The sequence below is a fragment of the Zobellia roscoffensis genome, assembly GCF_015330165.1.
Taxonomy (GTDB): domain Bacteria; phylum Bacteroidota; class Bacteroidia; order Flavobacteriales; family Flavobacteriaceae; genus Zobellia; species Zobellia roscoffensis.
Window position 1 is genome coordinate 161,107 of record NZ_JADDXT010000002.1, and the last position, 15,294, is coordinate 176,400.

The window sequence follows — 15,294 nt, forward strand, 5'->3', positions numbered from 1 at the left end:
CTTTTCAACTTCATAAAATACATCAATACAATTCTATTTAGCCTTTTGATTATAGGCAATCTGGATTAAATCAAGAATTAAAACAGCTATTAAACTATGATTAACCTATACCCTACCCAAATTGAAACAATTTCCCTACACCGTGTGGGTAATAAAAATAAAAGCGAAGGCATCTTCCTTTCTGAAGAACCTTTTTCTTTGAACGATGAGACCACTGGTCTTTTGAAAGAATATTTTTTCAAACCTTTTCGTGAAAAGGAAGAGAATTACTTTAACCTAGTAAATGACGTAGATGTTGAGTTTAATGAGCTTCACAAAATAGTTTCAGACATTTTTGCTGACCCTGAAAGTATGCACCTCAACTCAAAAAAAATAGCGCAACACCTTTTTGAGCAGTCTAACCACCCGCATATAAAAAGTGGTGAGGTATATGTGGCTTACCTTACTAACGTAATGCTAGATAACGTTAAGACCGAAGCCGTGGGTATCTTTAAGAGTGAGCTTAAGCACGACTTTCTTCAGTTTGAAGAAAAAGGAAGCAACCTAGATATTGTAATCCAACAGGGTATAAACATCAATAAATTAGATAAAGGCTGTCTTATTTTTAATGTGAATAAAGAGGAAGGATATAAAATTCTTTCAGTAGACAGTAACCGTTACGATACTAAATATTGGTTGGAAAACTTCTTGGATGTAGAGGCACTAGCAGATGAAAATTTCTACACTAAAAACTATTTAAAGTTCTGTCAGAATTTTGCAAAAGACGTGGTTTTACCGGCAGAGGACAAGCAACAAGAGGTGCTTTTTATGAACCGTGCCGTGAATCATTTTGCTAAAAATGATGAGTTTGAAGAATCAGGTTTTTTAAACGAGGTAATGGAAAACCCTGAATTAATTCCCGAGTTCAAAAATTACAAAGTAGAAAAAGGTCCTAAATTTAGTATTGAGGATGTTTCAAATTTTGATATTGCCAACAAAGCGGTATCTGATGCTCGTAAGAAAATAAAGAACGTTATAAACCTTGATACCAACATACAGATCAAGTTAGACTTTATAAACCCAGAATCTGCAGAAAAATTCGTGGAAAAAGGCTGGGATGAGGAACGCCAAATGTACTACTATCTAGTATATTTTAATAAAGAGGAAAAAAATTAGTAGTTAGGTCGTGGTGTTGACAAACGGTTTTACTTTTCAGCATCACGACCTCCTTTTATTACTATATTTTAATACGCTGTTCCAATATTTGTTTCATACTCACATCCTCATAATTACGGCGCACAAAATTCAGCGCTAAATCTAATACTTCTCCCATAGTTTCACATTTCCTAAACTGTTGATCCAGGGTAAGTTCATAAATTGCCTCACGCAACAATTCAATATTCTCTTGGGTAGAAATAACATCCTTCTTCACTATACCTCGCAACCGTTTTATACGTGCTCCAGAACTAAGAATTCGTTTGGCCACAATAGACCTTTCTTCTAACTTATATTGGTCTACGGAATCTCGTCTTAATTTTTTTCTAACCAACTCTACCATCTGAAAATTTTCCTTAAAAAACTGAGGCCTATACACCTTCAATTTTCCTTCAAAACACTGTTGGTCAAAATCTATTGCCCGTATGCGGTACACCACGTGATCAAAGTCATGCACGGGTACAATTACATAGTTATAGGACCTCATATCACCTAACAAACGAATCATACAACGTTCATTGAATTTCACGAACTCTTTTGCCAATTGTGACTTCTCGGATTCAGTGCAATTGGGCAGCATATCCTTTATAAAAACATCACCCGGAATTCCCGCAATATGCTCCTCTATTAGAGTATCTTTATACACCAAAAAATTAAGGTTATAAGGCGAAAGCATATGCTCTAGCTCAAGCCCGTAAATACGGGAAGCATCCGTCTTTTTTACATAGAAATAAGTGAAGTTATCATTTAAAATATTTCTTACCTTGATACGGAAAGGTTTGGAGTTACCGAAAGTGCAAAAATCTACCGCATCTACATTCAAATATTGATGAATATTATCGCTACCATCAGAATGAAGAATGGAGTACACTTTTTTCAGGCTATTATCAATTTCAATCCTATCAAACTCAGAATAATACACCCGTATCCACAAAGTATCCTCATCATCAGCATCATAGACCACCACAGAACCCGCAAACCGTAATAAATCTTCATAAAAAATAGGTATCTCTATTTTACGGCTGTAATGACCTAAATATTGGTCCAATTTTTTGCATACTGGGTAGGCTGGCTTCTTTTTGGACATTAATCTTTCGTCTGACATACTTCAAATTTACTTACAAAATAAACATTTCGAGCTAATAATATAATCCCCCACTATAGATTTCATACATAAAACAACAAATTTTGGCACATTGGCAACATTAATTTAGACGTAAGGTTAAACGTTGGTTATTTTGTTTATCGTTCCAAATTAACCAAACCAATGAAATCACTGCTTAAGCCCTACTTAAAAGGTATACTCTTTTTCTTTATTGCTTTCAACGCAATTTCTGGATTCTCGCAATTAAGTGACCTGCACTATTTACCACCCATGAAGCAGGGGCAAAATAATGCTGGAATACAAAACCAAGCTATTTACTTATCTACTCCGGAAACAACCTCATTTACGGTAAATGCGTACCGAGGTACATCTACAACTGTAGAAAGAACTTTTAGCATTAATAATCTGACCCCAGGTGTTTGGACTTTAGGTAATGGTGATAACAATATCACCTTAGTAAACAATAGTAATACAGGAATAGTATTAACGAATAGTGGTTTACGATTTGAAGCGCCTGGTGGAGAAAAGTTCTATGTCAATTATAGAGGTAAGTCTGGCTCGCAAGCTGCATCATTGACCGCAAAGGGTAGACAGGCAATGGGTACCAATTTTAAATGGGGCGGCGTTACCAATAAAGGTACACATTCTTCAAAATCAAATACTTTGGGAATCATGGCAACAGAAGATAATACTACCATAGTATTATCTGGTTATGATCCGGGTTGTGAGTTTAGAGTTGGAAATAATAGAGCAGGTATTACTGCAAACTCTCATACCATAACATTAGATGCTAACGAATCTTTTGTATATGAAACCTATATCGGTAACACGCATACTCAGGCACATGAAGATGGTTGGATCGGAGCATCAATAGCCTCTACAAAGGACATTGTAATCAGTAACGGTTCTATAAACTTTGGTAGTCAAGACGGGCAAAGCCATAGGGATGCCGGAATAGATCAACCCGTGCCTATTAATAAATTAGGAAAAGATTACGTATTTATTAGAGGTAACGGTAATACCAATGGGCTTACAGAATTTCCTTTGGTAATTGCAACAGCAGACAACACGCAAATATTCGTAAATGGTAATGCAACTGCAGTCGCAACTATAAACAATGGCGAATACTTTAAAATACCTAGTTCTTATTACTCTTCCAATACGGTAGGCGCCAATATGTTCGTGCAAACATCAAAAGATGTATATGCCTATCAATCAATGGCCGGATCTAGTAACCTTTATACTCAAGGATTAAATTTTGTTGCTCCTGTAAACTGTTTGTTACCGGATAAAATGGATAACATTCCAAATATTCGAAATATTGCAGGAAGTACGGTGACTGGAGGACTAACGATTATTGCATCAGTAAATACATCGGACGCAAATGTTAAAGTATTTGAAAATGGTACAGAAGTATCAAAGCCTGCTTCTAGCGCAGTTGCTGGCTCTGCAGATTGGAAAACATTCTATATTCCCAATTTAGATGGAGATATTAGTGTAACATCAACCGGGCCAATGGCTATCGGTTTTTTCGGGTTTAATGGTGCTCAGGGTGTTGCCGGTTATTTTTCCGGTTTTGATACCGTACCCGAAGTTAGGTTGGAAATTAATGGAGGAACTGTTGGAGAATGTTTTTCAGGTTCCAGTATTTTCGAAGCTTCTGACGATAACTTTGACGCCTATCAATGGTATTTTGATGGGGAACTGATTCCAGGGGCAAATTCATTTGATTATGCCGCAACAATTGCAGGTGATTATTTTGTAAGAGGTACCAAAGGACCATGTACATATGACTCTCAATCTATTCAAATTTTTTATTGTGAACCCGATGTTCTAATAGAAAAAACCGTAGATAAACCTGAAATTAAAGAAGGAGAAAATGCCACCTTTACCATACGGGCAGAAAACCTATATTTTAGAGATATTACTAATTTACGGATTACCGACAATATTCCCGAGGGGTTAACTTTAGTTAATGCTTCTACTATAACAGGAAGTTGGAACGGGTCTGTTTGGAATATTGGAACATTAGAACCTGGCGAAGTTGCCTTTTTAACCTTAGAAGTAACTGCAGATGAAATAGACATCTTGCCTTTACTCAACCTCGTAAATACAGCCACCAATTCCCAAGATCAAACGGATGCCAATACGACAAGGGATGAGCCCTCTGCCCGAATAATAGTACATAACGATTTTGATAATGACGGGGTTGTAGATAGCGTTGATTTAGATGATGATAATGATGGTATTTATGACGCTGTTGAACAAATGTGTATCATATCTAATGATGTAAACTTTACTTCACCATCAAGCACCGCACAAGGTGGTACTGCGGTAACAGAAATTTTCTCCAATTTCTCTGGTTTTTGGAGAAGTTCTACAACTTCAAGAAATCCAGTATTGCCAAACTTATCCCATGAATTATTGGCATTCACCACCGGAGGAACCACGTTTACCACTGGGGTTGCAGACGATAACCTTTATGACGCTAACGGGAATGGTTTATCAGACGGCATAGACTCGAATAATGATGGAATTGCGGACATTTCGGCAACAGAATCTAGCTGGATGGCCTTGACACCTTCTAACAATATTTATGGCGAAGCAACCTTTGAAGCCAATTTAAATGATGGAAATAATGATAACGCGTTAGGCTTAACGATTATCAACGATCCTACCACAGACCCATTAAATCCTTTGTTGACCCACGGGCAAAACGGATTGGACCTTGGTTCCGGTATTGTTAACATCGGCGACACATGGACTTATGAAATAGACCCTATTGTAGCGACTAATGTGGGTGATGGTATACCAGATATATTATTAACGCAAGTTGCAGACCCCAATGGTGTTGGTCATGTTGTAAGTCTTTATGATGCTACAGGTGCTCCTCTAGGAAATGCTGTACGTGTGCAAGCCTATAGTGGCGGGGCACTGGCCAGTGTGGTTGGTTCGTACAGATTAGATATCTATCACGCGAACGGAAGTATTTTCTATAATAACACCACAAGAGATTACCGATTAGCAACAGTAGAATTATCAGAATTTGGTATACCTACCGCTAATTTGGCTGACGTGGCATACCTACGACTACAATTAAGTTCTAATGCAGATGTTGCCTTTTTATCCTACAATACAGCTTCCTTTTCCGGATTTTGTGCGAATTTAGATACCGATATGGACGGGTATCCAGATCATTTGGACCTAGATAGTGACGATGATGGCTGTAGTGATGCCAACGAATTTTATAAAGATGATACTGCTGACGGTGGTGATGGCGGTGAATATGGAACGGGAGTTCCTGTGGTTGACCCTAACGATGGTACCGTAAATACCGCTTCTTACAACCAAGTTTACGCACCGGTCATTGTTTTGGGCAATACTTCTGAATTATTGAGCGGTACGGATATTAACGGGCAAGATGTAAGTCTAGGAGACACCTTTAACTACGTGATACGCTTTCAAAATACAGGAGATGATGATGCTACCAATTTCACTATTGAAAATGTACTTCCTAATAATGTTACATTAGATAATATAGATATTGGAGATGCTCCAGGAGTTACAAATACGTATGACGTAAATACACAAACTATAAATTTTAGCATTCCTGATAATTTGGTTCAGGTTGGCGATCCTGAATATAAAATAAAGATTAAAGTTTCCATTTCCGGTGACTGTTCGGAATTTGTTGCTGCTTGTGCCGCTCAATTGGAGAATCATGCTCTTGCAACCTATTCAGGTACATTGAACACCAATACTTTTTCCGATTCAGATGGTAGCAACCCTGCCGGGGCTTGTACCACCACTCTAGAGGTGGCAACAAACAATGTCTCGGACGCATTTACAAATTGTAATGCAGCACGTACCGTACAACTTTGTGGAGCAGATGCTACTCTTACCGCCGGTTCAGGTTTTGACACCTATACTTGGGCGATAGACAATAATAACAACGGATCAATAGATTCTGGTGACACTATTTTAGATGATGGTACTTCTAGCACTTTAGTAGTTACTACCATTGGAAATTATATAGTTGAAAAGACAGCTACCAACGGCTGCTCAAACCATACGGAACGTATTACCGTAGAACGTTTTGGAGAAACCCAAACCAACCCGATTATAGAATATTTCAATCAGGTGAATGGTGACAGTAATCCTGACAACAACATCCAAGGAGAAATTGTTGAATGTACTATAGATGGTAATTCTATGCCACATATCTTTCTTTGTGGTACAACGGACAGCGCATTCATACAATTAGGTATTACCGATGCCCAAAGTATTACATGGGAAAAACTTAATGAAGGTAGTTGTGATGCTGTTGCAGATGATTGCGCCAACACTAACGGAACCTGTACTTGGTCAGAAGAAGCGGTTCAAGACAACTTTACCATCAATGAAGGTGGTAAGTTTAGAGTTGTTATCGCTTATACAAATGGATGTTTTAGTAGGTTCTATTTTAATGCCTACCAAAATACACTTGATATTCCCACGCCTAATTCCTCTGATATTATCTGTAATACGGATGGTTCTATACGTGTTGTTGATTTAGGAAGTGGATACGGATACCAATTATTTGATGTAGAGAACAATTCTATTTCCGTTCCGTTCAGTGCGGGTCAAGGTCCGATATTTGATATTGCCACAAGTGGAACATATAAGGTTCAGGTTACACAACTAGACCCATCAACTGGCACTCCAATAGAGAACAGTTGTGTATTCGAAACAAAAGAAATTGGTATCTCAGAAAGAGTTTTTGATGTTACCCCAAGTACTACGCCTGTTGATTGCAACAATTTAGGAACCATTAGCCTACAAGCATTGAACGTTTCTCCAGAATACAGTTATGAACTGTTTTTGGATGATGGTAGTGGAAATGCAGGATCTTTGGTTGCCAATAATTTAGTTTCTTCGGATAACACACATACGTTCACCGGTCTTGCTGCGGACGACTATGTAATTGTAACTACGACTACGGATGGTTGTAGAGACGAGCGTACCATCACGGTAGGCGAAATCCCGAAATTAGAATTGACTGCGACGACGCAAAATGATATTACCTGTAGCTCCGGGGTTATCAACTTAACTCCATCGGGAGGAACTACTGGCTATGCGTATGCTATTTACAGTAAAGATGGCGTAGCTCCATACGCTGATGAAACGACTATTCCTGATTCAGATTTCACTCCTAACGCTACATTTTTATTTGGTTACGAAGGCTCTCCTTCTACTTACGTCCCTAATCAGGATGGCGATTACATTTTTGTGATTAAAGATGATAACGGTTGTTATGGACTATCAAACGTAGTTACAATAGAGGATTTAGGTACAGTGAGCATCACGGCTTCTAATTCGGATATTACCTGTGCAGATTCATCAACATCTGTATTAACGATCAACGCTACGGGCGGTATTGCTCCATATCAATACAGTCTTGATGGTGGTTCAACTTATCAAACCGAAAACTTTTTCAACAATATATCGGCAGGGAATTATACGATTACCGTACTTGACTCTAGCGGTGCTAGCGGAACCGGTTGTGAAGAATCTATAGAATATGAAGTTGTTCAGCCTTTTAGACTTACCACTTCTGCAGCAATAATTGAAGACGCTTCTTGCGACACTTCTGGCGCTACAATTCCTACCGCTCTGGTTAAAATCCTGAATACGGCCGGAGGACAAGCTCCTTATGAATATAGCTTTGATGGAGGTAGTACTTTTAGTGCCATTGACGAAAACCGTTTGGCTGCAGGAACTCACCAATTAGCCGTAAGAGATGCTCTGGGTTGTGAAACGGACTTAGAAATAACCGTACCAAGTACCATTGCAGACCCTAGTTTTGGCAATGCTATTACTTACGATTGTAACGGAGACGGAATCATTACCATTACCCCATCTAACACAACAGATTTTACATATACCTATAAACTGAACGGAACGGACAATTCACCTGTAGATAACAACATTTTTAACAATGTAATTGCAGGCACACAAACTGTTACCGTTGGGTATACAAGTACTGTAGCTGCTGACCAAAGTACCTTATTGCTTGAAAATTTTGGGACTGGAGTTACCACTCAAATTGCAGAAATAGGCCCTGGATATTGTTATGAGCCACAAGACGGCACGGATACCGATTGTAATTTAGGTCCTGCAGGAATTTTGGTAAATGCCGAATACGCAGTTACCGATAGAGTTACCAACCCTAACACCACATGGCGAAGTCCTAATGACCATACTGGTCTTACCGATGGTAGATTTATGGCCATAGGTGTAAGTACCTCTGCCGGAAACAATAACGTTCTATGGTCTAGAACAGGAGTGGATGTACTTGCTAATCAAGATATAACTATTTCTTTCTATGCTTACAACCTACAAATTGATGGTACTCCTGGTCGTGACCCGGAAGTCCTTGTGGAGCTAGTGGATGGTTCTGGCACAGTTATAAGTAGTCAGGCCACTACGGCCATCCCTCAGAATAACAATGCGGATGATTGGCACTTAAGAGAGGTTACTTTTAACCCTGGAACAAATACAGTTGCCGGAATTCTATTACGTACCAACTTAGATAGTGACGATGGAAACTTCTTGGTCTTAGATGACATTCAAGCAACCCAAACGCCAGAGGTTTGTGAAAAAACACAGGACATTACGGTTTCTGTTGAAACCGGAAAAGCTTTTGAAGTACATATTTTAGGAAGTACAAATCCTACCTGTAACGGAAGTAACAATGGTAGCATCCGTTTTGAAGTAAGCAATTTTGACCCTGCTTTCGGATATGAATATTCATTAGATGGAGGCGCAACTTGGGTAGCTGAAACTACTTCTCCAATTACCACACCATCTAATTTAGGAGATGGAACTTATGGAGTAATGGTGAGAAAAGCAGATGATAACTCATGTACGGCAACCTCAGCTTCTACCGTAACTTTGACATCACCAAATGCGCTAACAGCAAGTTTAACACAAGAGGCTGAATTCACCTGTTTTAATACTGGAGCAACATTAGAAGCAACCGTTTCCGAAGGTACTCCCGGTTATGAATATCAATTGGAGTTGACGGACGGTTCTATCATAAGAACTTTTAGTACCTCATCTCAATTTTTGAATGTTCCTGCTGGCGATTATTTAGTACGAGTAAATGACCAGAACAACTGTGAGGTTTTATCCTCTTCACCGGTAACGGTTACTGCGCCAACTCCTGTAGCTTTTGATTTAACGGCAACACAGTGTTATGATGGTTCCAGCAACGGTACGGTAACTGCAACGGTTACTAACGGAAATGGTAATTATACGTTTAGAATAAATGGAGGAGCCTGGCAAACCCCTACTCCAATTACTGATCTGGCTTATACCTTCAACAACCTGACTGAAGGAACCTATGATGTTGAGGTAACAGACCAATATGGCTGTGCTTCAGGAACACAGTCAATTACTATTGCACCTACGGTTTCTCTTAGCGTGGTCGTTACAAATGTAAGTACATGTGCAGACGGTACCTTAACGGCTAATGCTTCAGGAGGAGATGGAAATTTTGAATATGCCTTTATCCCATCGGGAAATACGGTTACAGATGCTGATTTTTCCAGCTCCAACACAACTACCATTGCTTTGGCCAATATTGGTGCTTATGATATTTACGCTAGAGATAAAGCCAATGGAACAGGCGCTTGTGAAGCTATGGTTTCGGAAACTGTTGCCGCGAACCCGGTTCTAGCAATAACAGCTGTACCAACAGATCCTGAATGTCATGATGGAACAGGAAGTATTGAAGTAAACATCACTGATGGGCTTTCACCTTTTGATTACCGCTTGGTGGATACAACCAATGGAACACCCGATCAGGTAGAAACCAATGTTGTTGGCAATACCAAAACATATTATAATCTTGCACCAGGCACCTATAATGTAATTATTACCGATGACGCAGGTTGCTCGGAAAACGAAACCGTAGTTATAAATCAACCGGACGAACTAACCGCTGATATTGTTTTGGCGTATGCCAGTGACTGTTCAGGTGCTGCTTCTGATTTTGGTTTTGATTTTACCAATGTTACAACCGGACTTACCGGAACAATCGAATACAGTGCAGATGGAGGAGCTACTTGGCAATCATCAACCATATTTAGAGGGTATACTTCCGGTGATGAAGTCTTCCCTTCGCTTCGCACAGTAGATGGTAGTAGTAATTTAATTTGTCAAACAGACCTTCCTAGAGAAATTATACCTTATCCTTTAGATGATTTAGATATAACCACCTCTTCCGTAGTTGAAAACTGTGATGAATTAAAAGTAGAAGTACAAGGGGGCGAGGGAATACCTGGTTACGAATATTCGTTCTCTAACGACCCTGCCAATTTTGACGCTTCAACGGCTACATGGTATACTGGTGGAAGTACTCATCTTGACGGTAGTGCCGTACCAGCAGGTCATGGTAGTTATGAGTTTACAAACTTAATTCCTGGTAGAACGTATGTTTTCTATGTAAGGGACAACAACACTCCTACCAGTTGTATAAGACAAAGTACCGTAAACGTAAATGAAATTGCAGGTGGCCTACCCATGGATATCACTGCAGATATCACTCCATCTTGTAACATCTCTAATAATGGAGCTATAACTTATACCATTGTAGATGAAGATGGTTTTACAGAACCAAATATGGAATGGTTTTTATATAATGTTAACGGAACGCTTATTAGAGATAGTGCCGGAACAATTTCATATAGTAGCACTATTACAATTACAGCCCTAGCACCAGACGAGTATTACATTGAAGTAAGACAAATAGATAGTGGCGGTACAGAACAATGTATCAGTGCAAGTGAGAATGAAATTTTAGATGAACTTGATGTCATTACAGGAACACCACAATCTATTCAAGATATCTCTTGTGAAAACCCGGGATTAATAGAAATAGACAATATTCAAGGTGGTGGAGGTTCTTACTTATATACTATAACCGGGCCTAGTCCATTTACCCCGATTACGGCAACAGGAGACAATCCAATAGAAATTGCTGCAAACTCTCCTGCAGGTACATATACCGTTTCTGTAGAAGACCAATACGGTTGCTCTTATAATCTCTCCGATGTTACAATGAGCTTTACGGCAGCGCCAGTTATTGTTGATATTACGGTAGAAAATTGTAATACCAATGCAACGGTAACGGTTAATGCAACCGGTACAGGTACAATTCTATATTCTTTAGACGGAGGAAGTACCTATCAAAATAATGGAGGTGTATACAACACAGTATCCGCCGGAAACTATGATGTTTTCGTTAAGGATGCTTCAGGTTGTACCGCTACCTTAAATATTGACGTTCACCCTACCCTACAGGCTACAGCAGGTTTAGACAAACAGTTAGGTTGTGGTGCCGGTAATGAAGCCGAAATAGCCATTGAAGCCATTACTGGTTCCGGAAATTATGAGTTTGAAATTCTAGACAGTTCGGCAGGAATCAAGGTTTCGCGTCGGGCATTAACAACAAGTCCGTTTAATGCAATAATTGATGCGGCCGATACGTACACTGTAAATGTCTACGATATGGGTACGTCAACACCACAATGTAGCAGAAGTTTCATTGTTGAAGTTCCTACTGCCATACAACCAGAATTTACGTCTAACCCTACGGATGTAAGTTGTTCAGGTGCAAATGACGGTAGCATAGAAATAGTTCAAACCAATAATGGCAACAACCCATTAACCTATACTTTAAGTCCAATGCCAGCCGGTACATCTTGGGATGCAACTACGCAATCGTTTATAGATTTGCCAGGTGATACGTATACTGTCACAGGTCTTGGTCCAAATGGTTGTTCAACGGTCATTAACAATATTGTAGTGGGTGAAAATGCACTCATCACTTTCGCTGTTCCAACTGTAGAACAATTTGGTTGTACTACTGACAATGACACTAACAACGCGACTATTACCATTGACCAAAGTACGATTAGTAATGGAAGTGGAACTTACAACCGTTTTGAATTCATAGATAACGCTACATCAAATGTGCTTCAAAATAGCAGCAGCTTAGTTTATGAATATACAGATGTTGCCGGTGGCGATGTTATTGTACGTGTTTATGATGATGAAGGATGTTCTGCAGAACAGACGGTCACCGTAAATCCTTATGATGCTTTAGTTGATGCTACGGTTGTAGTAACCCGAGAAATTGATTGTGTCAATAGTGGCGAAGATTTAAGAATTGATGTGAATAGCACTTTTACGAATTCTACTACTGATCTTGGCAATTATGAATTTAGAATCTTGCCTTCAGCAACTTATCAAGCATCAAATGAGTTTTTGAACAGACAAGTAGGCTCTTATACTATAGGTATTAGAAATATTACTACGGGTTGTGAAATTACACGAACCCACACCATAGAAGACCCTAACACTTTTAATGTAGAGGTAGACAAATTATCTGATGTCGTTTGCCATGGTACGGATGGAAGCATACAGTTGACCTTTACGGATTTAACCTATACCGGTGATTTTGACTGGGAAGTATTTAATGATGATGGAACAGCAACCAGCAGAACCGATGACGAAGGTATTTTCAGTGGTACAGGAACAACTCCTGCTATACCGGTTGCAGCAGGTAAGTATATAGTTAGAGTTGCACAAGTTGGTTTCCCAGAATGTACTCAAGAACGTGCCTTTACCATAACTACACCTAGTGCGCCTATTACTTTAGCCACTATAGAAACTAAAGATGTGGGTTGTTCCAATGATATGGGTAGCGCCAATATTACACCTAATGGTGGTGAAGCGCCTTACAACATCATCTTAACCCATAACCCTTCAGGTACAACATACCCAGTTACTGAAGTAAATAGTCACTTGTTCAGAGGGTTAAGCGATGGCCAATATACGGTTGAAGTAACAGATAATTTAGGTTGTACCGTACTATTTACCAATGCATTTGTATTGTCTCCGCCAGAACCAATAGTTGCCAACATTCAATCTATTAAAGAATTGGTTTGTGAAGGTGATGCCGATGCAGAGATAACGGCGGAATTTACACCAAGATCTATTAGCAATCCTACGCCAAGTTATAGATATATACTTAACACTTATGATAGCGATGCTCCTGGTGCAGATCTATTGCAGACCACAAGCTCACAGACCTCAGCAACCTTTACCAATTTAAGGTCCGGTTTCTATAGTATTACTATTTTGGACGATTTGAATTGTTCGGATGAAACCGATATTGTGGAAATTGTTGAGCCTACTGAAGTAGAAGGTCAATTGATAACTGCAAGAAGATTAAGTTGTTTATCCGATGCTGAACTATTACTAACAGCCTCAGGCGGTACCGGACCTTATTCTTGGAACACTACGGGAGTTGCTCCATTCAATAGCATGAACGAGACTAGTGGACCGAACACCCATCTATTCACCGGTGTAACGGCAGGCACGTATCAATATTACGTTCAGGATAGCTTCGGTTGTATTTCCGTTCTATCTAATGAAGTTATAATCAATGCTATTGTTCCGCTAGAGATTATACCGGAAAATCTTAATCCAGAAATCAGTTGTAACGGTGATAACTCTGGTGTTATTAATGCGGAAGCTCAAGGTGGGTTAGGCAATTACCAGTATGCTTTGTTCTCTGATGCCGCATTCACCAATGAAATTCGTCCGAACCAAGCAACCGGTCTATTTACCGATTTGCTGGCTGGAACGTATTTTATACGGGTACAGAGTGATGATTGTGAAGTGTCCGAGGAAATAACTATAACCGAACCGGACGCTCTTGAAATAGACAATGCTAACACAGCATTCAATAATGTTACTTGTAACGGAGCGGATGACGGCAGCATTGTAGTGAACATGATCGGTGGATTAGGCACATATCAATATGCCATTTCACCTAATTTGGACCGATTTAGCGATAATAATACATTTGAAGATTTAGCTCCGGGTGATTATACAATCATTGCTCAGGACTCCAATGGGTGTTTTGAAGTGATAGATGCCACTATAACTGAACCAGAATTGTTGGAAGTATCCGCTATAACTACACCTGAAATATGTGTTGGTGAAGAAAATGGTTCTATTCAATTAACCATCACTGGCGGTACCGCTCCATATAGCACACGCTTGCTAGACGAAACGAATTTTGTTCAAGATAGAACGAGTTTTGCGAACATGGCTGCTGGGTTATACATTATTTATATTGAGGATGCACAAGGTTGTGAAGAGACTATAACGGTTACTGTAGACCCAGGAGTTAACCTTGGCGCATTTGTAGAACCTGTTTATGGCTGTAATGGAAACACACCTAATAATTATGTAAATATTGTACTAGAGGATTTGAGTATCGAAAACGATGTATTATTCGGACTTGATACTACTGACCCGGCCGAAATGCAACTGAACCCATTTTTCCGCGACATGGCACCGGGTACTCATTACATTTCTATTTCACATGCAAATGGCTGCGTAGCAACCTACGATTTTGAAATTGAAGCTTTTGACCCATTAGGTTTAACGGTGTCAGAAACCAATATCAATCAAATAACTGCGGTTGCTTCTGGCGGAAGAGAAAATTACACTTTCTATTTTGGCGATATCAATAACGGTTCCGACAATGTTTTCTACATCACTAAAACGGACACCTATTTGGTTACAGTTGTAGATGAAAATGGTTGTGAAACCACAGAAAGCATTTTCATGGAATTCATAGATATTGAAATCCCTAATTTCTTTACGCCTAACGGAGATGGCGCCAATGACATTTGGAAACCGAAAAACATAGAGATTTACCCGGATATCTTTGTCAGTATTTATGATAGATATGGCCGTACCGTATATCGTTTTAAAGACAATGAAGACGGATGGGACGGTTTTTACCAAGAAAGTAATTTACCTTCTGGTGACTACTGGTATATTATTAAATTGAACGGTGAGGCTGATACAAGAGAGTTCGTAGGGCATTTTACCTTGTATAGATAACCCATTCAATTTGAAAAACAAAAAAG

Annotated in this window: 3 protein-coding genes; 2 read left to right on the forward strand and 1 reads right to left on the reverse strand. The window is 39.3% G+C overall.

Annotation, left to right across the window (positions count from 1 at the left end):
• Positions 1-96: 96 nt before the first annotated feature.
• A complete protein-coding gene (locus IWC72_RS00710; RefSeq protein WP_194524351.1) occupies positions 97-1,155 on the forward strand; it encodes a nucleoid-associated protein in 1,059 nt (352 codons plus the stop codon).
• A 61-nt stretch (positions 1,156-1,216) separates the two neighbouring features.
• On the opposite strand, the gene IWC72_RS00715 is transcribed toward IWC72_RS00710, so the two are convergent.
• The gene (locus tag IWC72_RS00715; RefSeq protein ID WP_194524352.1) at positions 1,217-2,299 is read right to left on the reverse strand and encodes a hypothetical protein; all 1,083 of its coding nucleotides are present in this window, start codon (positions 2,297-2,299) and stop codon (positions 1,217-1,219) included.
• Positions 2,300-2,461: 162 nt separating this feature from the next.
• On the opposite strand from IWC72_RS00715, the gene IWC72_RS00720 reads away from it, so the two are divergent.
• Positions 2,462-15,268 (forward strand): T9SS type B sorting domain-containing protein, encoded by a 12,807-nt coding sequence (locus IWC72_RS00720; protein ID WP_194528504.1) that lies wholly within the window; start codon positions 2,462-2,464, stop codon positions 15,266-15,268.
• Positions 15,269-15,294: the final 26 nt, after the last annotated feature.